We start from the raw sequence: 26010 nt of genomic DNA, 5'->3' as shown, positions 1-26010 counted from the left end.
GAGATAAATGATGAGCGTGACCGATCATGTGAACTTCGAGCAGTTCATCGAAGGCGTCAAGAAACGCAACCCCGGCCAGCTTGAATTCGTGCAGGCGGTCCAGGAGGTCGCCGAGGACATCTTCGACCATATTCAGGACAAGGTGGAGTATCACGAGTATCAGATCCTGCGTCGCATCGCCGAACCCGACCGGGTCGTCAGCTTCCGGGTCTGCTGGGAGGACGACAACGGCAACATCCGCGTCCAGCGCGGCTGGCGGGTGCAGAACAACAACTCCATCGGTCCCTACAAGGGCGGCATCCGCTTTCATCCGACCGTAACCGAGAGCGTATTGAAGTTCCTCGCCTTCGAGCAGACTTTCAAGAACAGCCTGACCGGCCTGCCCATGGGCGGCGGCAAGGGCGGCTCGAACTTCAACCCGAAGGGAAAATCCGATCACGAGGTGATGCGGTTTTGCCAGTCCTTCATGACCGAGCTTTATCGGCATGTGGGCGCGGATGTTGACGTGCCCGCCGGCGACATCGGGGTCGGGGCGCGCGAGATCGGCTACATGTTCGGCCAATACAAGCGGATTACCAACCAGTTCTCCGGCGTGTTGACCGGCAAGGGGCTCGAGTATGGCGGCAGCCTGATCCGCACCGAGGCGACCGGCTACGGCACGGTCTACTTCCTCCAGAACATGCTCGAACGCGTCGGCAATGCCATCGACGGCAAGAATTGCGTGGTGTCGGGCTCAGGCAATGTCGCGATCTATGCCGCCGAGAAGATCAACCAGCTGGGCGGCAAGATCCTGACCCTGTCGGATTCGGGCGGATTCATCCACGACCCGGACGGCATCGATGCCGACAAGCTGGCCTGGGTCAAGGAACTCAAGGATGTGCGCCGTGGCCGCATCCGCGAATACACCGACGAATTCAAGGGCGCCACATTCCACGAGGATGAACGGCCCTGGGCGGTGGATTGTGACCTCGCCCTGCCCTGCGCAACGCAGAACGAACTCAGCGGCGACGATGCACGGATGCTGGTCAAGAACGGCTGCATGGGGGTCTCGGAAGGCGCCAATATGCCCACCGACCTCGACGGGGTGCACGTGTTCAAGGCGGCCGAAATCCTGTTCGCGCCAAGCAAGGCAGCGAATGCTGGCGGGGTTGCCATTTCGGGGCTGGAGATGAGCCAGAATTCTGCTCGCATTTCCTGGAAAGAGCTGGAGTTGCAGGACCATCTCGTCGAGATCATGCACGGCATCCACAACCGCTGCGTCGAGTATGGCGGGACGAGCGGCAGCGAACATATCGACTATGTCCGCGGCGCCAACATCGCCGGGTTTGTGAAGGTCGCCGACGCGATGCTCGCCTACGGGGTCGTCTGAGACCGCCACGAAGGCATTAGTGTCCGCCAGAGGAGACCCGGTCGTGCCGAACGAGCAGACACCGATCATCGACGCGCAGGTTCACGCCTACGAGGCCGACCATCCGGGCCGCCCCTGGGCCGCCATACTCACCGGGCCGCCCTCGGCCAACGGCGCGGAAATGGTGGCCGCGATGGACGCGGTGGGCGTCGACGGCGCGATCCTCGTCTCGGCCTACACCATGTATCGCTATGACCCGAGTTTCGCGCTCGAGGTGCTTGGCGAATATCCCGGCCGGTTCGGGCTGGTCACACCCTTCGATGCCGCCGATCCTGCGGTCGGTGAAAAGGTCGCGGACTGGGCGGCGACGGACGGCACTGTCGGTGTCCGCCTGCTGCTGGCGCACGGCATTGCCGACGCCGCCGGCGATGCCGGTATCGCCAATCTTCTCACCGCGGCCCGCCAGCATGACATCCCGGTCAATGTCTACTGCACCCAGCGGCACGCGCAGGTCGCCGAAATCGCTGCAAAATTTCCCGACGTGTCGCTGGTGGTGGACCATATGGGGCTCGTCCAGCCGTTCCACCCGCCGGCACCCGAGGACGGCTGGACCGAGTTGCCGAACCTGTTGGCTTTGGCCGAATACGGGAACGTCAGCGTCAAGATCAGCGGCGCATGCACGCTGTCTCATGAGGCGTTTCCCTTCCCCGATATCCACGACCCTGTGCGCCGTATTCTCGATGCCTTCGGTGTCGCGCGCTGCATGTGGGGAACGGACTGGACGCGCGCAGTCGAACTTCTGAGCTACGATCAGGGCGTCGCGGCGTTCCGGCAGGGCGACTGGCTGTCCGATGGCGACCGCGCCGCGCTGATGGGCGGCAACGCGCAGCGCATCTACGGCTGGTCGCCCGGCGGGGCCTGATCGACCTGACTTGTCCGAGAGCGCGGATTACTGCGACCGGATGCCGTCGTCGGATGCTTCGGTCGGCACGAGCGACTTGATCAGGGCTTCCATCCGCAGAATGCCGACATCCTGCGTACCGTCCTTGACCAGGTAGGTCTTCCGGGTATCGCCCTGTGCCATGGCGATGACGGATTCCAGATTCTCTTCCTGGTCGATCTCGCCGGCGATCAGGACGTCATCCGTCGCACCGGTTTTCTCCATGACGGTGCGCACTCGCAGGACACGGGCACGGTTTATGTCGGAGATGAAGTCGACGATGTACGGGTCGCTCGGCTCCAGCAGGATGGTCTGAGGTTCGTCCTGCTGGACGATGCGCCCGTCCTTGAGAATCACCAGGTGGTCGGCGAGCTTCAGCGCCTCGTCCAAATCGTGAGTGATGAACAGGATGGTCTTCTGGAGCTCCTTCTGGAGTTCGAGAAGCAGGTCCTGCATGTCGGTCCGGATCAGGGGATCGAGCGCGGAATAGGCCTCATCCATGAGCATGATGTCGGCGTTGGACGTGAGCGCGCGTGCAATCCCGACGCGCTGCTGCATACCGCCGGACAGCTGGTGCGGATAGCTGTCGCCGTAGCCGTGGAGCCCGACGCGATCCAGCCATTTTTTCGCCTCGGGAATGTACGCGCTCCGCGAAATACCGCGCACCTCGAGCGCGAGCGCCGCGTTCTCCGCGACGGTCTTGTGGGGCAGGAGCGCGAACTTCTGGAACACCATCGACATCTGCTCACGGCGAATCCGGCGAAGCGCCTCGTTCGAGCATTTGAGGATATCGCTCCCGTCGAAGATGATCTCCCCCGCGGTCGGGTCAATCAGGCGATTGACGTGGCGGATGAGGGTCGATTTTCCCGACCCGGACAGGCCCATGATGACCGTGATCTCGCCGGCCTTCACATCGACGTTGATGTCCTCGAGCCCGAGCACATGGCCGTACCGTTCCAGCAGTTCCGGCTTGCCGAGGCCTTCATTCCTGAACGCTTCGAGCGCGCGCTGCGGGTCGGGTCCGAAAATCTTGTAGAGGTTCCGGATCTCGATCTTTGTCGGGGCTTCGGTCGCGCGCATGCTCATCGGTCCTGCCCCGCGCTGATTCGCGCCAGTGCGAGTTTGGTGGTGCGGTCCAGGATGACGGCCAGCACGACGATGCCGAGGCCGGACACGAGGCCGACCCCCAGTTCGAGGTTCCGGATGCCACGCAGGACGAGCACGCCGAGGCCCGGCGCGGAGACGAGCGACGCGATCACCACCATCGACAGGCTCATCATGATGGTCTGGTTCACGCCGGCCATGATGTTGGGCAGGGCCAGCGGAACCTGCACCTTCCAGAGTTTCTGATGGTCGGTCATACCGAACGCGTCCGCGGCCTCGACGACATCCCGGTCCACCAGGCGGATACCGAGATCTGTCAGCCGCACCACCGGCACGATCGCATAGAGGATGATGGCGATGCCGTAGAGCTTCGGCTCGGTCACCGAGAACAGGAAGATCAGCGGGATCAGGTACACGAATGCGGGCAGGGTCTGCAGCATGTCGAGGACCGGGATAATGGCGCGTTGCAGGCGGTCGCTGCGCGACATCGCGATCCCGATCGGCACGCCGAGCACAACACACAGGGCCGCGCAGACGAATATCACCGCGAGGGTCTGGGCGGCGAAGCTGTAATAGTCGATGAACGCGAAGGTCAGGAGGCTCACCGCCACGAAGACCACGAGCTTTACCGACCGGCTGACCAGCAACGCGACCACCAGCAGCACCGGGATCATGATCCACCAGGGGGTGGTCTCGAACAGCCACAGCGCGCCTTCGAGGAACCAGCTGAGCGGCTGGGTCAGCGGATCGAGGAAGAAGCTCAACCCGTCCTTGATGCTGAGGAACCCGTTCTCGATGCCCTTGGTCAGCGCGCGCGATTGCGGGAACGCGCCGCAGGCCTCGTGCAGCGTGTCCATCGACGGGAACGGCAGCTCCCAGATCGACGGCGGCGGGGTGTCGGTCCCGGCGTTCTGCGCCAGCAAATCCGCCATGGACACCGGTCCGCCACCGGACGTCTCGCCGCGCGCGCACCATTGCTCGAGACCGAGCATCGAGAAAACCGACTCATAGTTCGACATCGCGCGGTTTCCCCGAAAAGTTCAGACAGGCGGACGCGGGGCCGGGCGCATGCGATACCCGGTCCCGCGTGAAGACGTTTCGTTTCTCGGCGCTACTTGAGCAAACCGGCCAGCCTGGTCCTGGCCCCGTCGTTGAGCCAGCTGCCCCAGCTGTCCTTGTAGGTGGTCAGGAAGTGCACGGCGGCCTCTTCCGAAGACGCGTTGTTCTCTTCCTTCCAGGCGAGCACCGAACCCATCTGCTGGTTGGTGAAGCTCAGCTTCGACAGCATCTCGACGACTTCGGGTTCGCGGTCGGCGAATGTGGTCGTGACGCCGGTCACGACCCGGGCAGAGGGATAGGGCGACTTGCCGACCCTGTTGCATTCCGGGTTCCGGTTGCACTGGTGGATGTCGTCGTTGTACGGGCCGAGATCGACGGGCACCATCTCATACTTGCCGAGCAGCGCGGTCGGCGCCCAGTAGTAGCCGAACCAGGGTTTCTCGTCGGCATAGGCCGCCGCGATGGAGCCGGCGAGCGTCTCGCCCGAGCCATGGTCGAAAACCTCGATGCCGTTGCCCTCAAGATCGAAAGCCTGCTTGAGGCTGTCGTTGACGATCCGGCAGCCCCAGCCTTCCGGGCAGTTGTGGAAGCGCCCGCCGACCAGTTCGGGGTTGGCCAGCACACCCTCGATGGTCTTCAGTTCGGGGTGCTTGTCGGCCAGGTATTTCGGTACCAGCCAATGCTCGGCGCCGCCGTCGGACAAAACGTTGGCGATGGTTTTCACTTTCCCTTCGTCTTCCAGCTTCTGGTAGACCGGTGCGGAGTTGATCCACATCTCGGTCGCGATGTCGGGCTCGCCATTCTCGGCCAGCGACGTCGCCGCGGGCACGGTGTCGGACGGCACGACGGCGACCTCGCAGCCGTAACCCTGCTCCATGATGAACTTTGCGACATTCGTGACGACCGACGCCGACGCCCAGTTCATCTCCGTGATCGACACCTCTCCGCAATCGGCATGGGCGTCCGTTGCACCGGCGCCGACGGCCGCGCTCATGGCGACCGCGACGGCCGCCAATTTCAGCGTGTTGGAAAAAATTCCGCTCATGGCTCTGATTCTCCTTCCTAACTCTGTGTGTCACACCGACCCGACCGCAAGTAACGTTGTCGCCACCTTCGCCATTTATCGGAAATGTTGATTGGTCGCCTAGCTTACGGGACGCGAAGATACGCCTCAAGGTGCCGTCCCGGAATCCGACGGCATGTGACGCCTTAAGCGGCTAGAGTGCCCATCGCCCGTCTAAGATTCTTGCCCGTAGCCGAAAAGACAATGCAGCACCTCCTCTCCGATACCGCCACGCGCCGACGAACAACGGTGCTCATCGCCTCGCTCCTGTTCATGCTGATTGGCTCGGGCAGCATCTATTTCATTGTCGTCGCGCTGAAACTGATCACCGCCGAGTTCGGCTGGCCGCGCGCCGTGCCATCGATCGCCTACGCGCTGCAATATGCCGGCGCCGGCGTCGGCGGCATCTTCATGGGCTGGTGCCTCGACAGATGCGGCATGGGGATCCCGGCGACCGTCGGCGCCGCCATGATCGGCCTCGGCGGCATCCTGACAAGCTACGCCTCGAGTCCGCTCGAGCTCTACATCATCTATGGCGGGATGCTCGGCTTCTTTGGCCGTTCGACACTGTTCGCACCGCTGACCGCCAACATCACCCGCTGGTTCGAGCACAACCGGAGCTTCGCCGTTGGCGTCGTCGGGTCCGGCCAGGGTCTCGCCGGGATGATCTGGCCGCAGGCCTTCCACCATCTCATCGCCACCGTCGGCTGGCGCCAGGCGGCGTTCTACTACGGCCTGTTCGCGCTGGCGACGATGCTGCCGCTGGCGTTGATCCTGCGCCAGACACCGCCCGCACCCAAACCGCGCCGTCCGGTCGCGTCCAACAGGCCGGAACCGCGCGCGCCGCGGCGCGCACCGATGTCTGCGCGCGCGGTGCAGGCCGCCCTTTCGACGGCGGCAATCGGCTGCTGCGTCGCCATGTCCTTGCCGCTGGCCCATATCGTCAGCCATGTCAGCGATCTCGGCTACGACCCGGCACGAGGCGCGGAAACATTGTCGCTGATGCTTGCCTGCTCGGCGCTCGCCAGCTTCTTCGGCGTCGGCTTTCTCGGCGGCCGCTTCGGTGGCCTGCGTGCGATCTTCGTTTTTTCATCGTGCCAGGCGCTGCTGCTCGCGGCGCTGGCTTTCGTCGAGAGCCTGCCGGGACTCTATGCCGCCGCCGCGCTGTTCGGACTGGGCTATGGCGGCATCCTGCCCTGCTATCCGGTCATCGTGCGCGAATTGCTGCCGGCGGCCACCGCCGGCCGGCGCACCGGGCTTGTGTTGCTGTGCGCGGGCGCCGGCATGGCTCTCGGCTCGTGGCTCGGTGGCGCGGTATTCGACGCGACCGGCACCTACCGGACGGCGTTCCTGATCGGTGTCGCCTTCAACGCCGGCAACCTGGCCATCATCGCCAGCCTGATCGTCCGCACACCGCGATTCGAGCGGGCCTATGCGTAGAAAGCCTTGAACACGCAATCCCATGCCCGGCATCCGCGTTGCCGAATGCGGGCCGAGATATCCCCGGATTACCGGGGCTTACTCCACCCGGACAAACTGCCGCACATTTTGTGCAATAGTGACGATCATCCTGTGATGCAGGAATTGAGTCCATGTTGCTTCGCTCCGTGATTTTGGCCATCGCAACGGCCGTTGTGGCGATGGTCGCGATATCCGGTCCCTGGGCTTCGCCGGTCCGCGGCCTCTCGTTCGATTCGCTGGTTTGGCTGCGCCAGAGCCTGTTCGGGGCCCAGCACGACCGCGACCAATCGCCGAGCGTGGTGATCGCAATCGATGAGGAGACTTATCGCCGCGAACCGTTCCAGAGCACGCCGAAAGTCATGTGGACGGACGAGATCGCCACCATTCTCGATTCGGTGACCGCCGGCGGCGCAGCTGTTGTCGGGATCGACCTCATCCTGCCCACCTCGCTGGAGTCCCGCATCAGGGGCATCGATCGGAATTTTCTCCAAAGTCTGCGCCGCAATGCACAGAAGGGGAAGATCGTCCTGAGCAAGGTGCAGCATTCCAGGCAGCCTATCCTGCCGGCCGTGGGACAACGCTTCGCGGTCGGCGCTGCCCGGAATATCCGGTCCACGAATGTCTATACCGACGACGTCGGCGTGGTGCGCGGCGTTCCCGTGAGCTTTCCGGTTCCGGCCAAAGAAGGGCCGCCGCGATACGAACCATCGCTGTCGCTGGAACTCGCGCAACGCGCGCTGGGTGACCGGCTGACATTCGCCGAAGACGGGCGGGGGATTCGCGATGGCGTGGAGTTGCCGACCCGCGAAGGCAACAACCTGCTGATCAATTTTGACGACAACCAGCGCGGCATCCCGACATATTCCTTCGCCGACATGCATGCCTGTGCCGAGACCGGAGATCATGATTTCTTCGCGCGCAACTTCGCCGGAAAAATCGTGCTGATCGGACTGGTGACCGATCTCGAAGACCGCAAATTGACTTCACTGCGCTTCGCCACCGCACCCGACGGGGAAGCATTCGGCGAACGCTGCCGGCTCGAACCGCAAACCGAACGGCAGGACAGCCCCCAGATACGCGACAGCCTCCCCGGGGTTTACCTGCATGCCTTTGCCGTGAACAACCTCATCCGGGGCAACTTCCTGCGCGATATCGGGCCGTCCTGGTCGGCGCTGGTGACTTTCCTCGTCGCCCTGGCCATGGCCGGCGTAACGCTTTGGCTTACCGCGCCAATCGCCGGCCTTCTCACGGTCGGCATATGGGCCGCCTGGGCCGGGTTCGCGACGATGGTCTTCGAGACAGGCACGCTTGTGCCGCTTTACGAACCACCGGCCGCCGCGACACTCGCTTTCGCCATCATGTCGGCCTACCGGTTCATGGTCACCGACCGCGACAAGCATCTGCTGCGCCAGATGTTCGGCCACTACCTGTCGCCGACGGTGATCGGCCAGATGGTGGCACGAAAGGAGATGCCGACACTCGGCGGGGAGGAACGCGAGATGACGGTCTGGATCTCCGACCTCGAAAACTACTCGACATATTCGGAACTTCTGTCGCCGCCCGAACTCGTGGAACTGTTGAACCGCGTGTACACGGTCATGACCAACACCGTGGAAGAATATGACGGCTTCGTCGCCCAGTTCGTCGGCGATGCCGTGGTCGCGGCCTTCGGTGCGCCCCTGGATGACCCCAACCATGCACGAAACGCGGTCACCTCGGCGCTCATGTGCAAAACACGCGTGGAAGCGCTCAACGACGACGTGTCCCTGCCGGGAAATCTGCGGCTGCGCAACCGCTACGGAATCAGCACGGGCCAGCTTCTGGTGGGCAATATCGGATCCGAACGCCGCCTGAGCTATTCGATCGTCGGCGATGACATCAACCTGTCGTCGCGGCTCGAGGGTGTGAACAAGATGTATGGTTCGACGATTCTGGTGAACGAAATCACGAAGGACATGTGCGGCGACGGGATCGTGTTCCGCGAGGTCGATATTGTAAGGGTGAAGGGGCGTGACACACCGGTCCGCATATTCGAACCAGTCGGGTTCGAGGCCGATGTGGACGACATGACCCGGTCCCGCATCGATGCCTTCGCCGCGGCGCTGGCGGACTATCGGGGGCGGCGTTTCACAGAGGCAACGGCAGGCTTCGCGGCGCTTGCCGAACACGACCCGGTGTCGCGCGGCTGGATGGAACGCGCGCAGGAATTCGCAAACGACCCCCCGCCCGACGACTGGGACGCCATAAACAACCTCACCTCCAAATAGTCCGGCCGCGCCGGGGCCGGACTCGGTCCCTGGCGCATCGAGACCGGGCTTTCCCTTCAGGCGGCGGTAGTCAGGAAAAATCACGTAATATCATGATGTTGTGTGGAATTTTCCCGGGATTCTGAAGGCCGGGAGTTCACTTCGTCCACGAAACTTCGATTGGCCTGGACCGCGAGTACGCTAAGCTACCGGGCCGGTGCACATTCCCGGAACGAACGGACCAACACGAAAGATCGTGTCATGTGGAGGAATTTCTCGATGCAACTGAACTGGCATAGCTTGATGGGTTTGAGGGTCGTCGCGGTCCTCGTCGCATTGACCATCGTTCCTGTCGCGCAAACCCAGACAGCCTCCGCGCAAAGAATTCAAATCCCGACGCTTCGGGTGCAGACCGACAGACTGACGCGCGGCATTCAGACCAACATCCGCCTCGCCCGCAACGCACGGCTTGTGATCAAGCCGGGCGAGGCCATCGAAGTCCATGCGCTGGCGCTGAGTTCACCGCGATTCCTGGTGACCGGGCTCGGCGATGGCTCCGTCCGGATATGGGATCTCGAATTCGGACGCGAAGCCGCCACGATCGACGCCCATGAGGGCGAAATTCTCGACCTGGCAATCGGTGCCGGCGGCCAGTTCCTGGCCACCGCCGGCGAGGACGGTTTCGCGCGTGTCTGGCAGCTTTCAAACGGCCGGCGCATCGCGGAGTTTGCGGCACATGAAGGGGCCGTCACCGGCGTCGCGATCGAGCCTGCGGAGCGGACGCTCGTCACCGTGGGCGAGGACGGCATGGTGAGGGTCTGGAACATCGCGGGCGCGTCACGGACCGCGGAACTATCGGGGCATGCCGGGGCGATAACGTCGATGAAAATGACCCAGGACGGTCGTTTCCTGATCACCGGCGGGGACGATCGCACGGTCCGCGTGTGGGACTTCGAGGCCGGCACGGCGTTGAAAACGCTCACCGGCCACGACAGACCGATTGTGTCCGTCGCCGTCGGGACAAACGGAAAGGTTGTCGCGGGCGTCGGTTCGGGCGGGGAAATCGTCGTCTGGGACCGTGAAGCCGGGACCGAGACCCTGTCCTTTCAAAGCGATTCGAAACCTCTGTCGGTGGCGGTCAACGACCGGCGGGGATTCGTGGGTGTTGGCGGCGAGGATGCGATCGTACGTTTGTACGACATGCGAAGTGGCGAAGAATCCCGTGTCTTTCGCGGTCATGGGGGGCCGGTGCGCCACCTGGCGTTCGAGCCGACGAACCAGTTTTTGCACACCGCCAGCGTGGATGGCACATCGCGGGTCTGGGATTTGCCGACCGGCGACCAACTGGCCCAGGTGATCTCGACAAAATCCGGCTGGGTCGTCGCGGACGCGTCGGGCGCGTATGACGGCTCCGAGGGCGGCATCAACGCGGTCCAATGGCAAACATCCGAAGGCGGGTTCGAGCTGGATCAGAAAATTTCGGAAGACTTCGAACCCGGCGTGCTTTCCCAACTGATCGACGAGGGCGCGGCAACCGTCCGCGCGCGCGCGGCGATATCGGAGGGCTTTCCGGTGCCGCCGCGGGTCACCATCGCGTCGAAGGGCACCACCACGCTAGATGGCCGGCCCGCGATCGACCTGGAGGTGGTGGCGAAGAACGACAACAGCGGCGGCGTGTCCGAGCTGCGGCTGTATCACAACAACCGGATTATCGGCGGGAAGACAGCCGGCGTGCAGTTGGTCGCGGACGAGACAGAGGCCGACGAGCACCGGCTGCGGCTGATCGTCCCCCTGGTGGTCGGTCAGAATCAGTTTCAGGCGATCGCAGCCAATGAGGCCAACGTGGAAAGCAAGCCCGCGAGTTTCACCGTGAGCCAGTCGGGCGAAGGCGGACAGGGTGAGTTGCACCTGATCGTCGTTGGCATCAATGAATATGTGAATCCATCGCTCAACCTGAATTACGGGGTGCCTGACGGGCGTGGCATCGCGAACTTCTTCAAACGTGTGCGTCACCTGCCGTTCGAACAGGTGAAGGTTCATGAAATCTACGATGCGGCGGCGACCCGGGACGGAATCCTCGCGTTGCTCGATGTGGTCCGCGCGACGAAACCCGAAGACGTGATCATGATTTTTTTCGCCGGACACGGTGAGGCGATCGGACGCGACTGGTACTTTGTCCCACATGAGGTCGCGGACGCCGCCGACCCTGACGTTCTGGCCGCCGGCGGGATCAACTCCGATCACCTGCGCGACGGCGCGATCCAGATCGGCGCGCGAAAAATCTTCGTCATGATCGACACCTGCAAATCAGGGGCATTGCTCGATAGTTTCCGGGGGTTCGACGAGATCAAGGCATTGCGCCTGCTGGCACATAATGCGGGGGTTCACATCATCGCCTCGTCCGACAATGAACAGCTGGCGACCGAACTATCGGCGCTGGGCCACGGTGTGTTCACGTCCGCCGCCCTCGATGGGCTGCAGGGGGCCGCCGATGCGGGAGCGCGCGACGGTGTCGTCACCGTCGACGAGTTGATTGACTATATCCGCGAGCGGGTGGCGGTAATCGCGATGGAACATGACACGGTGCGTCAAACCCCGGTATCGCTGCAGGAGGGGGCCGACTTCGCGCTCGCCAGGACGTCCGACGGTTAACCTTCGCCGCACCAGACGGCTACTGCAGTGATGCGAGCAGCGCCTTTGCCTGAAGGTCGCATCCGGCCCCAACCATCCACGCCGCTTGCAGCCCGGGTTTGTTGAGACCGTTCGGCATCCGGTGCAGCACAATGTCGGACGATTGCGTGCCGACCACCAGCTTGAAGGCCTGCGCCTGCGTCTGCGGGAAGTTCGGCGGCAGCGGAATATGGCTTTGCCCGGCAGGCCACGGCACTTTCCCCTCCCACGACCCGTCCGAGGCGGTCATGGATACGACGATCCCTTCGCTGGCATCGACACGCCACAGGGACGTCGGGCCACCGACAATCACGCAATAATCACCCGAACGGCCGACCGGAACGGAGCCGGGATTCGGAAGCGCAAATGTCGTGTTGGTCACGCTGCGCGTGGCGCCAATGCGGGTCTGCCCGTCATTGCCGCCACCAAGCAGTTGCGCGAGTGCGCCGACCACATCGTTTTTGCCGCCCGCGCTCGAACCTGCTCCCGGCGCACCCGAATACGGCCCCGCGAGCTGGATGGGCGTGCCGTCTTGGCCGATCAGCGTGATCTTGGCGCCCGCCGGCAGTTCGATTTCCTTGTCGCCATCCACAACCTGGCCCGGTGCCAACGAGACACCCGACGCTTCGACGACGACCATATCTGCAGCCTGGGCGACGGTTCCCATGACCAGCGGCAATGCGGCGAGACATATCTTGAGGTTGCGAAGTATAGCCATCTTGATTTCCCGTAGGTTGCCCTCACGATAAACCGAATGGGCAAACAAGCAAACACGGACTGTCTGTCACTTGTCCGAACGCGCTTGCGCGATACGTGTGCCCCAGCCTTCCGCCCAGCAGCAATTGTGGCCCCACCCGGCCACGCTGACCACGTTTGCCCGCGTGTTTTGCCCCAGCGCGGCCGTGAACGCGCGCGCAACGGATGCGGGCACGATGTCGTCGTCGCTCCCGACAAGGTGAAGCTGGGGCACATGGCGCAGCTGTGACGCGAAATCGGCCGGGTCGAGCGATCCTGTCAGTGGCGTCAGCTCGTGATGTGCGACCCAATGCCCGATATCGAGCAGGCCGGCGACCGTGACCAGCCGGACCACATCGTCGCGGCGCGCGGCAAGAAGGGCGGCGATCGTGCCGCCCCCCGAATGGCCGACCAGCTCAACCGTGGAACTGCCGGTCATGTCCAGCAAGGTATCGAGAGCGGCATCCATCGCATCGATGATTTCGGGGGCGTATCGGCGTTCGGTCCAGTGTGCGAGCGAACAGTTGCGCGCATCGCGGCCGCCGGTGAACTGGCACGGACGCGCGAGATAGGCGACCTGCCGTGCGGGGTCGGCGGAGGCCAGACGCAGGACCAGGGACCGCCTGGGTGTCGGGTCGCGCGGCGGCCGGTATCGGCTCGGCCAGGCGGGTCCGTCACCCTCGACATACACGATGAGCGGACCGGTCTTCTCTTGTGTTCGCACCCATGAAAACAGATCGAAGCGTGTCGTCGCGATTGAGACCGGCTCGAACCCTGCCTCAAGGGCCACAGATTCGAGGTCGCGCGAGGGGCTGAGGGATGTACATCCCGCAGCGATCAGCGCCGTTGCTATGACGAGGAGCCGACCGCGTGCGAAAGGGCGCTGGGGTTTATTCAGCGCTTGGTCCGAATTGCCAGCGGAGGTTCACGGAAAAGGCGTTGCTGCGGAAATTTTCACGCAGCATGCTGTGCGTGAATTCGAGGTTCCCGCTCAGGTTCGGACCGCCGAAGAAATCGACACCGAGCGAGAGCTGCGCCTCGCTGTCGTCATTCGAGTGGTCCACTTGACCCGGCCCGACATCGACGCGGTTGGCCTGAAGATCGCGAATATATCGCAGCTGGCCGTAAGGATGGACGACCCAACCGTCAGCAAGATCGAAAAAGCTATAGCCGGCCCGCCCGGAAAACTGAAGCTGGGTCAGCGGATTGCTTCTGCTCAGAACCTGATTGCCACCCACGCCCGTCTCGGTAAAGTCATCGACGCGCTCGAAGGCATAGAGCGCTCCTGCCTGGCCGGCGAGCAGCAGATTGTCGACTTCGGGGATAGGGAATACGCCATTGCCGTTTACCTGGGCGAACCAGCGGTTGAACGACGTGTCGCTCGCATTGATGATGCCGCCGGCGTTGCGGACCTGATCGAAACTGCCATGCGCATAGCCGAGGATAGAATCGACGCTGAACGTCTCGTCGAAGGAATACGAGGCATAGCCGGATAACGTCTTCGAATCCGTGTTGACCTTGCCGCTGTTGAAGGGCGTGTCAATTTCGCCGTGATCCTTGCCGAGCGCGATGCCGGCCAGCAGCTCGTCGGAATACCGATAATCCGCACCCACCACATAGTTGCGAAGTTCGCCGGAGTATCGTGTCGCGGTGACGGTGTCACGAATATTGGTGGCCGAGATGTTCGTCCAGACACCCACGCGCTCGGGCTCGTAACCGGCAGCCAGACCCTCGCGTTCGCCGGGCAGTTCGACGGTCAGAATGAAACTCGCAAGATTGCCGCCGAACCGGCTGATCTGGTTTCCGATAACCGCGACAAAGTTGGTTGTGTTCGATCTACTCAACTGTGAATCGACGGCCTGCGAACCCGGGTTGAACTCGGTTGTATCGCTGTTGTTTGTCGCCTGAGCATCGGTAACGGAAAACGCCACCAACACGGCTGCCGCGAGCAGCGGCCCGAAATCGAACCGGTTGGTGCGGAACAGCTTTTCAGCCATCGCCGACAGCGATCCATGTCGAGAATCCACGAGATTATGACGAGCCACAGCCTGTTCCCCAAATATTAACCAAATGTAGCGAGTGCTCTTTAGCATATGCCTTATTGAAGGCCAAGAATGGTCTCGGCCCCGAGTTGAAATGGCCGGCCGCTTGCTTCTTTGCGCGAAAAGGATGTTGTGTGGCCCTCGGTCGGTTATGTTTGGTGCATAATTCGGGGGCATTTCGGAGCGGAGTTTGCGGTTCCATCAGCGACATCTCACGCGGCGTATTTTTTCGACCGTAGCGATCACGTTGGCGCTGTCCGCAGTGATCATCGCGCTTCCACGCGTGCTGCCCTTCCTCGTCCTGCTTGAACGACAAGTGACCGATTTGCGCGTGGCCATGTTGACGCCGAACGCGGCACAACACCCGGATATACTGATCTTGACGATCACCGAGGAGAGTTTGGCGCAACTCCCATATCGTTCGCCCTATGACCGCGCGGTGTTGACGACGGTCTTGCGGAAGCTCGAAGCCGCCAAGGTTCGTGCCGTGGGAATCGACATGCTGTTCGATCGCGGCACGGAACAACAAAAGGATCTGCTGCTGGCGCAGACTCTGCGTAATTTTTCGGTCCCGATAATCGTCGGCTGGTCGACGATCGAAGACGGGCTGACCGAAAGCCAGTACGCATTCCAGACGGCATTTGTCCCGCCCGAGAATCGCGGCCACATCGTCCTGATTTCCGACACCCTTTCGGGGGTTGTACGCGCCGTATCCGCGGGCGCCGGGACCGGTGACGCGCGCGTCCCGGGTTTCAGTCTCGCCATCGCAGGGGCGCTCGGCCATGCGGCGCCCGATGACGGCCGCCCTCTGGTGTGGCGTGGTGCGCCTGCCGACACGAACAAAGCCACCTTCGCGCGCTTCCCCATCCACTCTGCAACCTTGCTGCCCGATGCCTGGTTCGCCGACAAGATCGTCCTGATCGGGGCCGATCTGCCGGATTCCGACCGGCACCGAACGCCCTACGCCGCCGTATTCGACCCGGATCTTTCGAACATCCCGGGCGTGGTCATCCATGCCCACGCGCTGGCCCAGTTCTTGGAAGGCAGCGAGCGCCATGTGCCGTCGCTCATCGAAGAAACGGTCAGTGTCCTGTTCATGGTCGCGCTGGGCATCGCGCTGGCGTTCGCGGTCTGGCCGCAATTCCTGCGCCTCGGTGCCGTCGGCTTATTCATTATAGCCTGGTGGGTGGGCGCATTCTGGGTCTTTTTCTCCTACGCGCTCATCTTCCCGGTCGTGATGCCGTCGCTCGGGATTGCTGCGGCCTACGGGGTCGGCAGCGCGGTTGTCGGCGGCTTCTACCGGCGCCAGCAGCGCCACATCCGCAATGCATTCGAGCATTACCTGGCACCGGCCGTGGTCGAACGCCTCGTCGAGGAGGGCCGGATACCCGAGCAAGGCGGCGAGGAACGGGAGATGACGGTTTGGCTCTCGGATCTCGAGAATTATTCGACCTATTCCGAACTTCTGTCCCCGTCCGAACTGGTTGATTTCCTCAACACCGTCTACACCGTGATGGCCGATACCATCGAGGAATATAACGGTTTCGTTGCGCAATTCGTCGGTGACGCGGTGGTCGCGGCATTCGGCGCGCCGCTTGACGACCCCCACCACGCACGCAACGCGATCGAATCGGTGCTCGCCTGCAAAGAGCGCGTCGAGGCGTTGAACGACGAGATTTCGCTCCCCGGTGGCCTGGGTCTTCGCAATCGATACGGGGTCAGTACCGGACCGCTTCTGGTCGGCAACATCGGTTCCAGGCGCCGGCTGAGCTACTCGATTGTCGGCGATGACATCAATCTCGCCTCGCGCCTTGAGGGCGTGAACAAGATGTACGGCTCGACGATCATCGTGAACGAGGTGACGAAGGGTCAATGTGGAGAGGGGATCCTGTTTCGCGAGCTCGATGTGGTTCGGGTCAAGGGGCGGGACACGCCGGTGCGAATATTCGAACCGCTGGGCTTCGAGGAAAATGTGAGTGAGGAGCAGAGGGCCGGTCTCGCGACTTTCGCCGAAGCCCTAGCCCAATACAGGGCAGGACGATTCGACGATTCCGCCGAACTGTTCGAAAGCATCGCGGCGGACGACCGGGTGGCTTCGGTATGGTGCGCGCGGGTGCGCGCGCTCGCCGCGGATCCGCCGGAGGCGGACTGGGAGCCGATCAACAATCTGACAACGAAGTGATTCGCGGCCACCCGATTGACCGCGTAATTGACTGTCGCGATTCGCGTCCGCGCTATCGCTGCGATATAGAAGGGACGGACGGGGGCCCGAGGGTATGTTTTTCAAGAAAGATCAGCGTTTCGAACAGGAACTTGAAAAGGTCTTTCAGGACGGTGAAGTGATCGTCCGTGAAGGCGACCTGACCCGCGAAATGTACATCATCCAGTCCGGTCAGGCTGTCGCCACGAAGCGCGCCGGCGATCATGAAATCATTCTCAACACGATGGAAAAGGGCGACTTTTTCGGTGAAATGTCGCTGTTGGAATCCGAGCCCCGAAGCGCGACCGTACGTGCGAAGGGCGAAGTCAGGGTGTACGTCATTCATTCGGGCGGGTTTTTGCTCAAGATCCGCCGTGATCCGACCTTCGCGTTCGAGATGCTCCAGAAGATGAGCGGGCGCATCCGCTCGCTCAGCGGTCGCTATGCCGACGAGGTCGAGCGTCAGGCGAGCATGGGCACGGAGCAGATGCACAAATCAATCACCGGACCGGAATACCAGCATCAGCCCGAAGACGAGAACGAACCCGGCAGCGGAGACGACGCGTCGTGAAGACGAACGTACGCGAGGACAAGATCATCCTGATGTCGGACGTGCATCTCGGCAATCCGTTCTGCACGACCAAGCGCGAAATCGGGGAGTTTCTGGAGTGGGTCTCCACGACCGACTACGCGCTGTGCATCAACGGCGACTGGCTGGAAATCGCGCAGACCTCGTTCACGAAACTGGCGCGCGAGGCACCGGAGCTCATGTCGCGCCTGAGCAGCATATTCAATGCCGGCAACCACCTGTATTACGTGGTTGGAAATCACGACATCGTTTTTGAGCATTTCATCGAGGCATGGGGCGGATTCCAGGTCGTCCCGTTCCTCAATGTGCGCTCAAGCGACAAGCGTATCCGCGTCGAACATGGGCATCTGTACGACCCGTTTTTCTCGAACCACCCGGCGGCCTATGAGTTTGTAACCCATCTGGCCGGTTACTTCCTGCACGCATGGCCGCGCCTCTACTACCAGTGGATTCGTTTCGAGAAGCTGAAGTCGCGCTTTCGCAGGCCCGAGGACGGCGAGGGAATCGAGGGCGAAGACAAGGCCTTCAGCGCTGCTGCGGACGAGATTCTACGGCGCGGTTTCGACGTTGTTTGCTTCGGTCACACCCACCATGCAGGTGTGGTAAACTTGGGCGAAGGGCGTTTATATGTGAATACGGGCACTTGGTTGTTCAACCCGACATTCGTCGTCATCGAGAATGGCGAGGTCAGCCTGCAGGAATGGCGCAACGGCGAGCCGGTGTCGGTCTTTGGACATTGAACAGTTGAATATGGGGAAGCAGATGATGGGGCGATTCACAATGCTTGTGGCGGCGGCCGCGGTCGCAGTCTGGGTTTCACCGGCGGGCGCGCAAGACAATCTCACGGGCCGGCAGATCATGGATGAGGTCTCGGAGCGCCACGACAGACCCTTTGAATTCGAAGTCCAGAAGATGACGCTCATCGACCGGAGCGGGAATGAAGAAAAGCGCGATGTTCAGCGTTATGCGCGTGAAATTAGCGACGACGAGACGCGCTATCTGATGGCCTTCCACGCACCATCCGGCATTCGCGGTACGGCATTGCTCACATGGCAGCAGGACAACCAGGATGACGACCAGTGGCTCTATTTGCCCGCGCAAGGCAACAGGGCAAAACGCATCGCAGAGGGCGGCCGCAAGAATTACTTCATGGGAACCGACTACACCTTCGAGGACCTCATCTCGGAATCGCGCGACAAGTTCAGCTATGAACGCCTGCCGGACGAGACGATTGACGGCACCGAGTATTTCGTCGTCGATGCCTTCCCGCAGGATGCCACGGTGAAGGCGGAAACCGGCTACAAGTCCCGCCGCTTCTTCGTTCTCAAGGACATCTTTTTTATCGCCCGCACCGATTATTTCGATCGGCGGGGACGCTTTATCAAAAAGCAGGCCGCCGAGCAGATCGAACAGATCGACGGCGATATGTATCGGGCACGCATCTCGCTGATGGACAATGAAAAACTCAAGCACAAGACCCGAATTGAAGTGATCGAGCGCACCTTCGAGGAAGGCGACGTTCCCGAACAGCTGTTCCACACGCGCTTTATCACCTCGAACCGCCACCTGCGCTAGTTCGCCTTCGGGATATCTGGATCGCTTCGGCACAACTGACGACGATTATTTGGGGGCACGATGGTCGAATGGATCATGACGCTGGGGGCACGCAACCGGCTGGTTTCGCTCGTTCTGCTCATCCTGATTACCCTGGGGCTTGTCTCCGGCCTGCCGAATCTGCAGATCGACACCAGTTACGACAGCCTCATCAGCGAGAACGACCCGGGCTGGCCGGGTTATCGCGAGACGGTCGCGGAATTCGGCTCCGACAACACGACGATCATCTATATCCGGGACACGGATCTGTGGACGGAGGATAAGCTTCTCGCGATCGAGGACACGGTCGTCGCGCTGGAATCGCTCGATGCGGTCGAAAACGTCGAAAGCCTCTTCAGCGTACTGAACATTCGCGACAAGGCCGGATTCCTCGACATGGGTCAGATCATGTACGAGACCCCCTTCGAGCAGGAGGAGATCGACAAGGCCCGCGAAAATGCGCTCTACAGCCCGCTGGTCCGCGACAACTTTATCTCGAAAGACGGCACCACGACCGCCATCAATGTCACGATCCAGCGCGATCGCCGTGACCCCAAGTTCAACCTCGAATTCCATGACGCTGTCGAGGAAGCGATCGCACCCCTGCGCGAGGAACTGGGCGCTGTTTTTCAGGTCGGGCCGCCCCGCCTCAACGTCGAGATCGAACGCGGCATGTTCGCCGACATGCAGGTCCTGTCGCCGATCTCCACACTCATTCTCATCACCTCGATCATCTTTTTCCTGCGGACGTCGAGCGCGGCGGTCATTCCGATCGCCACGTCCCTGCTGAGTGTCGCCTGGACATTCGGCTTCATGGGACATTTCGGCCTGCCGCTGACGCTCCTGACGGCGATCGTGCCCTCTCTCGTCATCGTCATCGGCTCGACAGAGGACACCCATCTGCTATCGGCCTATCTGCAGGGCCTTGACGACGAGAAGGACCGGCGGCGCGCCATTCGGTATATGGCCAAGCATGTTGGTCTGCCGATCTTCATCACGTCATTCACGACGGCGATCGGTTTCGGATCCAACGCCCTCAACGACATCCCGCTGATCCGGGACTTCGCCTTCGCCACCGCTTTCGCGATGATCGCCAATCTCGTCTGTACGGTGTTAATCGTGCCGCTGCTGCTGACCGTCATCGGGCCAAAGCAGAGCAAGCTCGCGCCGGAAGGCGAGCGCCCGAAGGGTATCATCGGGGCCCTCGTGCTGATGTTTATCAATCTGGTCGAAAATCACGGCAAGGTCGTGATGATCGTGACCGCTTCGGTCGTCGTCGTGTTTGCCTTTTTTGCGACCACGATCAAGGTCAGCAACGACCCGCTATCCTATTTTCGCGGCGCACATCCGATCGTGGAGGACGCCAACCAGCTCCATGAGAAATTGTCGGGGATGCAGGTTTTCTACCTGACCCTGAAGTCGGAGCGCGAGGACGCCTTCCTGGAGCCCGAGTTCCTCAAGCAAGCCGAGGAAACGGTTGCCTTCCTGCGCGAACAGAGGGTGTACGACAAGGTCATCTCGCTTCCGGACCATCTGGCACTCGTGAACCGGGAAATGAACGGCGCCGATCCCGCATTTCACACGGTGCCCGACCAGCGACCGCTGGTCGAACAATACATGCTGATGTTCCAGCGCGACGATCTCGAGCGCTACATCAGCGCCGACAACCGCCGCACCAACATCGTCGTCCGGCACAATTTGTCGGAATCATCGGAACTGAACGCGCAGCTTGCGCGGGTCGAGGCCTACCTCGCGCGCACGCTGGACGAAGACATTACCTATCAGTTCTCCGGAGAGAATCTGATGATCAACCGGGCTGCCGAATCCCTGTTCGGCGGACAGGTATCCTCGTTGGCGGTGCTGCTCGTGGTTATTTTCGTGATCATTGCGGTCCTGTTCACATCGCCGCTGGCCGGGCTCGTATCGCTCGTACCGAATGCCTTTCCCGTGATCATGAACTTCGGCCTCATGGGCATGCTCGATATCCCGCTCAATCCGGGCACGGCAACGGTGGCAGCGATAGCGATCGGCATCGCGATCGACGACACGACACATCTGTTCACGCGCTACAATGACGAGTGTCGCAACAATCCCGACCACCAACTTGCCGTGCGCGAGACGCTGTGGTCGGAGGCGGTGCCGGTTATTTCAACTTCCGTGTCGCTCGCCCTCGGTTTCGGGATCATGATGTTCTCGAACTTCGCCATCGTCGCCCAGTTCGGTGCGCTGGCCGCGCTCACGATGATCTACGCGATGCTCGCAGACCTCCTGCTCACCCCGATCATCCTGCGCCGGCTGCGGCTCGTCGGCATCTGGGATGTTCTGAAACTTCACCTGGCACAGGACGTGGTCCGCAACAGCCCGATATTCCGCGATATGTCGCAGGGGCAGATCAAGAAGGCCGTCCTGTTGTCGGAGGTCTGCGACGTGGATGCCGGAACCGAGGTTATCCGCGAGGGTCAGAGGGACAGTAATATGTATGTTGTTCTCGAGGGCGAGTTCGAGGCACTCCAGGACCGCGGGGGCGCGACGGCAACCCTGGGCGTGATGACGGCCGGTGAGGCCTTCGGAGAGATCGGATATCTGGGCGATGCCGATCGCACGGCGACCATTCGCGCGAAGAGTGCCGGTAAGCTCCTGGCCCTGGATGCCGAACAGGTCAGCCGCGCCTTGCGCTTCTATCCGCGTATTGCATCGCGCCTGAACCACAATATCAGCCGCGTCCTCGCGAGCCGGCTAATCGCCATCGAGACGCGCGCACAGGTTGGGGAATCGAATTGATGCGTAAACTGGCCATCGCAACCTTTCTGCTTGTCGCGGCGACGCAACCGGCCGCGGCCGTCGATCTTGTAACGTCGGCGAAAGAGTTCTTCGGAAACTCGACCTATCGGGGCGAAGCATTCGTGACCGGTTTTCTGAAGAATGTTCAGAACCAGTCGGACAAGATCGACGACAAGCATTTCCAGTTCTATTCACGCCTTGAGATGGACACGTTCACCGGAATTACCGATGAGCTATTTTTCAATTTCAACGCGCAGGCCGTCGCGAATACGGGCCGCAGCGAAACGCGCCGCTTCCTGACGCCGCCGGGCAACGAGCGGTCGGAAGCGCGATGGATCGACGTCAACCGCGCCTTCCTGAGCCTGGAAAAGTTCGACTACACCGTTGTTGTCGGCAAGGCGCCGATCGAGGTGGGATTCGCCAATCTCTACGCCCCGACGGACAGGTTCGGTTTTGTCGCGGGGGCGAACCCGCTTCACGCCCAGGAGTTCGGGGTCTGGCAGGGGCGTTTCGACTACTTCATCGAAAACGACACCCTGTCCTTCTACGTCATGCCCTTCGAGGAGCGTGCGCAGTCATCGGATGGCGATTCGCGCTGGAAGGGCCTTTCGGGCGACGGGACCTTCTTTTCCGTAAGCACGCCGACCGTGGTGGGCGGGCCGCCCGTAAGGATCAACGAGCGGTTCCGCGACAGCAGCGTTTCGAACTGGTCCTACATGACGAAGTATGAGGGCGTACGCGACGGGTTCGATTTTTACGCGCTCGCGCATGTCGGGCCGTCGGTATACCCGGTGCTCGAAAGCACCACCGCCCCCAATGTTTTCATCAAGAGCCAGCCCAAGGCGTTTTCGCCGGCGGCGGGTGCCTCGGTCACTTTCGGTGAATGGCAGTTCTATTCCGACGCCATCTACCAGCACACCTATGACGATGAAGATCAGAAATTCATAAAATATTCTGTCGGCGGCACCGTGCGCGAAACCGAATTCGCTTCAGAGCTGGGCCTGGAGGAGATCCGCCCGGTCCTCGAATTCTCCCAGGACCTGTCGATGTCGTCCCAGACGGCGACGAACTTCGTCACCAACTCGGCCCGCTCACGCCCCCACCGCCAGAGCGTTCTCATGCGCATCACTTTCCAGCGTGACGACGAATGGAGCTTCCGGATCGGCGGGACCCATAATTTCCGCGATGGTGATTCGAGCCTCGGCAGCCAGATCAGCTTCGAACCGGACGACAACACCGAGTTCCGGCTTTCGGGGGGCTTCTACAATGGGCCCGACGACACCCAGTTCGGACGCTGGCGGAAGAACGACTATATCGAGCTGGGCTTCATTCGCAGCTTCTGATATGCGCGCGCGTGTTTCGCTAATTCAGATCGGGGCCAATCGTTTATTGGCCGATTTTCCAGTGAAAATGGTGGAGCCGAGGGGAATCGAATTGCGAACTTCGATCCAACAATCGCTTTGTTTTCCTTTGTATTACTAAATGGCTTACGGACGTTTGCGTCCTTGAGACTGTCCAGAAAACGCCCTCACTGGGCATAGAGAGCCAATAGAAGACAGAGGTCGCGAGCAAACGACCCCTTGTTCGACTTTCCAATCCAGTTTCGAATAAAGCGTCGTTTCTAGGCCGGTAAAGGCTCGGATCAAACTGATGGCGGGACCAGTAGGTCCACATAGTTTTCAGCCAGATCAGATATCTCTTTGCGGCTTGATCCAACTCGTGCCCGGGCAACAAGTCCGTGCGTGATGGACACGACCATTTTGGCAAAACTGGCCGCGTCGGGCGTTTTCGAAATCCGGCCGGTCTTTTGTTCTGCAGCGACACGTTCGGCAACAAGAGACACACGGGCTGCATAAGCGCGCGACATCCACGCCTGGACCTCAGGATCAGTCTCCGCCATTTGTGTCGCCACGCTGACCAGCAAGCAACCTCTGGGCTTCCGTGGCATCGTTGCACATTGGATTGTCTTATCGAACAAGGCCTTTATTGCTCGGCGAAGATCCGTCTCGTCCAGAAACGCATTAGTCGGCGTATGGCCGATTGTCTCGGCATATCTGTCCAGACTCTGCATGAACAGATCATGCTTGTTCCCAAACGCTGCATACAGGCTCGGGGGCTTGATTCCCATTCGTTGCGTTAGGTCATCAATTGATGTGGCTTCGTAGCCCTTAGCCCAAAAAACCTGGATGGCGCTGTCGAGCCCCGCCTCGCGATCAAATGAGCGAGGCCGTCCGCGGCGTTTGCCGTTAGCAGCAGAATTATTCATAGTGATCACTACAAAATGATTGACGTTGGGGTTGGGCCTTTTATTATATCAATCACTAAAAAATTCAACCTGGGATCACATGCCAATCTTAGCGCAGGAAAAGCGCGCTCAGTTCGAGGGACGATGAAGGGAAGGCCAAAAATGTCTGCCAAGTTCAAAACGATGCTTGTCACCACCGCCGTCGCAGCAACGATGGCTCTTCAGAGTGGCGGCGCATATGCTCAACAGTCGATCGATGTCACCTTTATCTCGGGGTTGCCGCCGGTAACGACGGTCGTTGGCGCCGCGGTAGAGACGTTCGCACCGACCATCGACGAGGCTTTGGCAAAAACGGGAAACTACAAGATCAATTGGAATCTGGCGCACAGCGGTCAGGTCGTCAAAGTGCGAGGCGAGCTTGAGGCATTGGAATCCGGCTTGGGCGATGTCGGGATCGTCGTCTCAGCCTTCCATGCGGACAAAGTGCCGCTCTATGAAATTTCATTCAAAACGCCGTTTACAACCCAAAATCTGGATTTGGTCGCCCGTACGGTGAAGGGGTTGCAGGATCAGTTTCCCGAGTTCCAGAAAGGCTGGGAAAGATTCAATCAGATGAACCTGCATCCGACAGGGACGGTCGAGAACTACGTCCTCATTTCGGCGAAACCCATCACGACATTGGAAGATGTCAAAGGCCGCAAGGTCGGCGCAGCTGGGCCAAACTTGCCTTGGGTGCTGGCGATCGGTGCGGCTGGCGTGCAGACCAATATCGGTGGAGCCTATAACAGCCTCTCGACCGGCATCTTCGACAACATGCTCGCCTGGAAACAGGCAATGGGTGCGTTCAAACTCTGTGAACCTGCTCCGTACATGATCGATCCTCAGCTCGGTGCGGTTCAGACCGGCGGCATCAACATCAACCTGGACTTCTTTGATGGTTTGCCAGCAGAGGTTCAGACGGCCTTCGTCTCTGCAGCAGAGACCTGGCACGCAGCCAACGTTCAACGGGTGACCCAAGGCGCCGCCAAAGGGCTTGCGCGCTGCAAGGAACAGTTCAGCGCGAAGACATCTGTCATGAGCGACGAAGATCGCACCAAGTGGGCGACGATGATGCCCAACTTTGCCAAGAAATGGGCGGGTGTGCTCGATGGCAAGGGGCAGCCGGGAACCAAGGTTCTCACGGCTTACATGGACACCATGCGCGAAGCAAACCAGCCCATTCTGCGACACTGGGATCGGGACTAATCATCAGAGGCTGGCTTGGGTCAGCGATCGAGAAGGGCGGTGTTCCATGTTCCATCTGAGAAATAGCCGTGTTTAGCGACGTGCTGATCACCCTGTACAAGCTCTTTGCATGGTTTGTGCGATCCATGAGTGTGCTGGCCTCGGTCTGGATCTTCGTGATCATGGTTTTGATCACACTCGACATCACCCTGCGGTTCGTATTCGGGGCACCGCTGAGTGGTGTTATCGAAATCGTCCAGATCTCGATCGTCGTTATTTTGTTCATGCAGGTCACGCACGCCCTCAAGGCCGGACGCATCACTCGTTCAGACGCGCTGTTTGCAAGAATCCTGGAAAAACATCCCAAATTTGGCAACGCCATGGGGGTGGCGTTCAGTCTCGCCGGCGTCTTCTTGATGGGCGTGATCGTCCAGCAGGGATGGCCAAAATGGTTGCAGGCGTTAGAGCGCGGGTACTTTGTCGGCAACACGGATGTCTTCACAATTCCAGAATGGCCGCAGCGCTTAATGGTCGTCATCGGCTGCACGGCGATGGTCATCCAGTTCCTGATCATGGGGATCGATCACCTGCGCGCGATGCTGGGCAAGCCGCCTCTCGAAACCGAAGAATCAGTCGATATCGAGGCCGAAGCGGCCGAGCGGGGTGACCCGTCATGAGCGGTTTGGAGATCGGACTGGTTTCCGTCGCGG

20 protein-coding genes are annotated in these 26010 nt (G+C 61.0%); 13 read left to right on the top strand and 7 right to left on the bottom strand.

Annotation, left to right across the window (positions count from 1 at the left end):
* Positions 1-10: 10 nt before the first annotated feature.
* Entirely contained in the window at positions 11-1369 is a 1359-nt protein-coding gene (gene gdhA / locus ABJ363_05235; protein MEP4378385.1) for an NADP-specific glutamate dehydrogenase, read from the top strand.
* A gap of 43 nt (positions 1370-1412) precedes the next feature.
* A complete protein-coding gene (locus tag ABJ363_05230; protein MEP4378384.1) occupies positions 1413-2270 on the top strand; it encodes an amidohydrolase family protein in 858 nt (285 codons plus the stop codon).
* 27 nt (positions 2271-2297) lie between these two features.
* Here the strand turns inward: ABJ363_05230 and ABJ363_05225 are convergent, their stop codons facing one another.
* The 3 genes from ABJ363_05225 to ABJ363_05215 all read right to left on the bottom strand — a co-directional run bounded on the left by ABJ363_05225 (position 2298) and on the right by ABJ363_05215 (position 5445).
* Positions 2298-3368, bottom strand: coding sequence for a betaine/proline/choline family ABC transporter ATP-binding protein (locus ABJ363_05225; GenBank protein MEP4378383.1), 1071 nt, complete (start codon positions 3366-3368; stop codon positions 2298-2300).
* A gap of 2 nt (positions 3369-3370) precedes the next feature.
* Positions 3371-4411 (bottom strand): ABC transporter permease subunit, encoded by a 1041-nt coding sequence (locus ABJ363_05220; protein MEP4378382.1) that lies wholly within the window; start codon positions 4409-4411, stop codon positions 3371-3373.
* A 92-nt stretch (positions 4412-4503) separates the two neighbouring features.
* A complete protein-coding gene (locus tag ABJ363_05215; protein MEP4378381.1) occupies positions 4504-5445 on the bottom strand; it encodes an ABC transporter substrate-binding protein in 942 nt (313 codons plus the stop codon).
* A 273-nt stretch (positions 5446-5718) separates the two neighbouring features.
* On the opposite strand from ABJ363_05215, the gene ABJ363_05210 reads away from it, so the two are divergent.
* The 3 genes from ABJ363_05210 to ABJ363_05200 all read left to right on the top strand — a co-directional run bounded on the left by ABJ363_05210 (position 5719) and on the right by ABJ363_05200 (position 11873).
* Complete coding sequence (locus tag ABJ363_05210) at positions 5719-6954, top strand: MFS transporter (protein ID MEP4378380.1); 1236 nt, start codon at positions 5719-5721, stop codon at positions 6952-6954.
* Positions 6955-7106: 152 nt separating this feature from the next.
* The gene (locus ABJ363_05205; protein ID MEP4378379.1) at positions 7107-9242 is read left to right on the top strand and encodes an adenylate/guanylate cyclase domain-containing protein; all 2136 of its coding nucleotides are present in this window, start codon (positions 7107-7109) and stop codon (positions 9240-9242) included.
* Positions 9243-9500: 258 nt separating this feature from the next.
* On the top strand, positions 9501-11873 hold the full coding sequence (locus ABJ363_05200) for a caspase family protein (GenBank protein ID MEP4378378.1): 2373 nt from the start codon (positions 9501-9503) through the stop codon (positions 11871-11873).
* A gap of 19 nt (positions 11874-11892) precedes the next feature.
* Here ABJ363_05200 and ABJ363_05195 read toward each other — a convergent pair whose 3' ends face one another.
* From ABJ363_05195 to ABJ363_05185, 3 genes are all read right to left on the bottom strand, one after another.
* Complete coding sequence (locus ABJ363_05195; protein MEP4378377.1) at positions 11893-12609, bottom strand: hypothetical protein; 717 nt, start codon at positions 12607-12609, stop codon at positions 11893-11895.
* A gap of 66 nt (positions 12610-12675) precedes the next feature.
* Positions 12676-13416, bottom strand: a complete 741-nt coding sequence (locus ABJ363_05190) for an alpha/beta fold hydrolase (GenBank protein ID MEP4378376.1) — start codon at positions 13414-13416, stop codon at positions 12676-12678.
* A 100-nt stretch (positions 13417-13516) separates the two neighbouring features.
* Entirely contained in the window at positions 13517-14623 is a 1107-nt protein-coding gene (locus tag ABJ363_05185) for an autotransporter outer membrane beta-barrel domain-containing protein (GenBank protein MEP4378375.1), read from the bottom strand.
* Positions 14624-14915: 292 nt separating this feature from the next.
* Here ABJ363_05185 and ABJ363_05180 point away from each other — a divergent pair, with 292 nt between their 5' ends.
* The 6 genes from ABJ363_05180 to ABJ363_05155 all read left to right on the top strand — a co-directional run bounded on the left by ABJ363_05180 (position 14916) and on the right by ABJ363_05155 (position 23174).
* On the top strand, positions 14916-16850 hold the full coding sequence (locus ABJ363_05180) for an adenylate/guanylate cyclase domain-containing protein (protein MEP4378374.1): 1935 nt from the start codon (positions 14916-14918) through the stop codon (positions 16848-16850).
* A gap of 94 nt (positions 16851-16944) precedes the next feature.
* A complete protein-coding gene (locus tag ABJ363_05175; GenBank protein ID MEP4378373.1) occupies positions 16945-17439 on the top strand; it encodes a cyclic nucleotide-binding domain-containing protein in 495 nt (164 codons plus the stop codon).
* Entirely contained in the window at positions 17436-18197 is a 762-nt protein-coding gene (locus ABJ363_05170) for a metallophosphoesterase (protein MEP4378372.1), read from the top strand. The genes ABJ363_05175 and ABJ363_05170 overlap by 4 nt, the downstream gene beginning before the upstream one ends.
* Before the next feature lie 25 nt (positions 18198-18222).
* Positions 18223-19032, top strand: coding sequence for an outer membrane lipoprotein-sorting protein (locus ABJ363_05165; protein MEP4378371.1), 810 nt, complete (start codon positions 18223-18225; stop codon positions 19030-19032).
* A gap of 60 nt (positions 19033-19092) precedes the next feature.
* Positions 19093-21831, top strand: a complete 2739-nt coding sequence (locus ABJ363_05160) for an MMPL family transporter (GenBank protein MEP4378370.1) — start codon at positions 19093-19095, stop codon at positions 21829-21831.
* The gene (locus ABJ363_05155; GenBank protein MEP4378369.1) at positions 21831-23174 is read left to right on the top strand and encodes a hypothetical protein; all 1344 of its coding nucleotides are present in this window, start codon (positions 21831-21833) and stop codon (positions 23172-23174) included. The genes ABJ363_05160 and ABJ363_05155 overlap by 1 nt, the downstream gene beginning before the upstream one ends.
* 299 nt (positions 23175-23473) lie before the next feature.
* Here the strand turns inward: ABJ363_05155 and ABJ363_05150 are convergent, their stop codons facing one another.
* On the bottom strand, positions 23474-24097 hold the full coding sequence (locus tag ABJ363_05150) for a TetR/AcrR family transcriptional regulator (GenBank protein MEP4378368.1): 624 nt from the start codon (positions 24095-24097) through the stop codon (positions 23474-23476).
* Positions 24098-24238: 141 nt separating this feature from the next.
* On the opposite strand from ABJ363_05150, the gene ABJ363_05145 reads away from it, so the two are divergent.
* Both ABJ363_05145 and ABJ363_05140 read left to right on the top strand, forming a co-directional pair.
* Positions 24239-25321 carry a C4-dicarboxylate TRAP transporter substrate-binding protein gene (locus ABJ363_05145; protein ID MEP4378367.1) on the top strand — a complete coding sequence of 361 codons (1083 nt, stop codon included), beginning with the start codon at positions 24239-24241 and terminating at the stop codon, positions 25319-25321.
* A gap of 68 nt (positions 25322-25389) precedes the next feature.
* Complete coding sequence (locus tag ABJ363_05140) at positions 25390-25977, top strand: TRAP transporter small permease (protein ID MEP4378366.1); 588 nt, start codon at positions 25390-25392, stop codon at positions 25975-25977.
* Positions 25978-26010 lie beyond the last annotated feature (33 nt).

This window comes from Alphaproteobacteria bacterium (assembly GCA_039980135.1).
Lineage (GTDB): Bacteria > Pseudomonadota > Alphaproteobacteria > UBA6615 > UBA6615 > UBA8079.
This window is presented reverse-complemented; position numbering and strand designations above follow the sequence as displayed.

Bases quoted from the DNA above. Each gene is read 5' to 3' on its own strand.
- ABJ363_05160 (MEP4378370.1), top strand. From the start codon at position 19,093: ATGGTCGAATGGATCATGACGCTGGGGGCACGCAACCGGCTGGTTTCG.
- ABJ363_05155 (MEP4378369.1), top strand. From the start codon at position 21,831: ATGCGTAAACTGGCCATCGCAACCTTTCTGCTTGTCGCGGCGACGCAA.
- ABJ363_05150 (MEP4378368.1), bottom strand. From the start codon at position 24,097: ATGAATAATTCTGCTGCTAACGGCAAACGCCGCGGACGGCCTCGCTCA.
- ABJ363_05185 (MEP4378375.1), bottom strand. From the start codon at position 14,623: ATGGCTGAAAAGCTGTTCCGCACCAACCGGTTCGATTTCGGGCCGCTG.
- ABJ363_05200 (MEP4378378.1), top strand. From the start codon at position 9,501: ATGCAACTGAACTGGCATAGCTTGATGGGTTTGAGGGTCGTCGCGGTC.
- ABJ363_05145 (MEP4378367.1), top strand. From the start codon at position 24,239: ATGTCTGCCAAGTTCAAAACGATGCTTGTCACCACCGCCGTCGCAGCA.
- ABJ363_05195 (MEP4378377.1), bottom strand. From the start codon at position 12,609: ATGGCTATACTTCGCAACCTCAAGATATGTCTCGCCGCATTGCCGCTG.
- ABJ363_05220 (MEP4378382.1), bottom strand. From the start codon at position 4,411: ATGTCGAACTATGAGTCGGTTTTCTCGATGCTCGGTCTCGAGCAATGG.
- ABJ363_05165 (MEP4378371.1), top strand. From the start codon at position 18,223: ATGGGGCGATTCACAATGCTTGTGGCGGCGGCCGCGGTCGCAGTCTGG.
- ABJ363_05205 (MEP4378379.1), top strand. From the start codon at position 7,107: ATGTTGCTTCGCTCCGTGATTTTGGCCATCGCAACGGCCGTTGTGGCG.
- ABJ363_05215 (MEP4378381.1), bottom strand. From the start codon at position 5,445: ATGAGCGCGGCCGTCGGCGCCGGTGCAACGGACGCCCATGCCGATTGC.
- gdhA (MEP4378385.1), top strand. From the start codon at position 11: ATGAGCGTGACCGATCATGTGAACTTCGAGCAGTTCATCGAAGGCGTC.
- ABJ363_05225 (MEP4378383.1), bottom strand. From the start codon at position 3,368: ATGCGCGCGACCGAAGCCCCGACAAAGATCGAGATCCGGAACCTCTAC.
- ABJ363_05175 (MEP4378373.1), top strand. From the start codon at position 16,945: ATGTTTTTCAAGAAAGATCAGCGTTTCGAACAGGAACTTGAAAAGGTC.
- ABJ363_05210 (MEP4378380.1), top strand. From the start codon at position 5,719: ATGCAGCACCTCCTCTCCGATACCGCCACGCGCCGACGAACAACGGTG.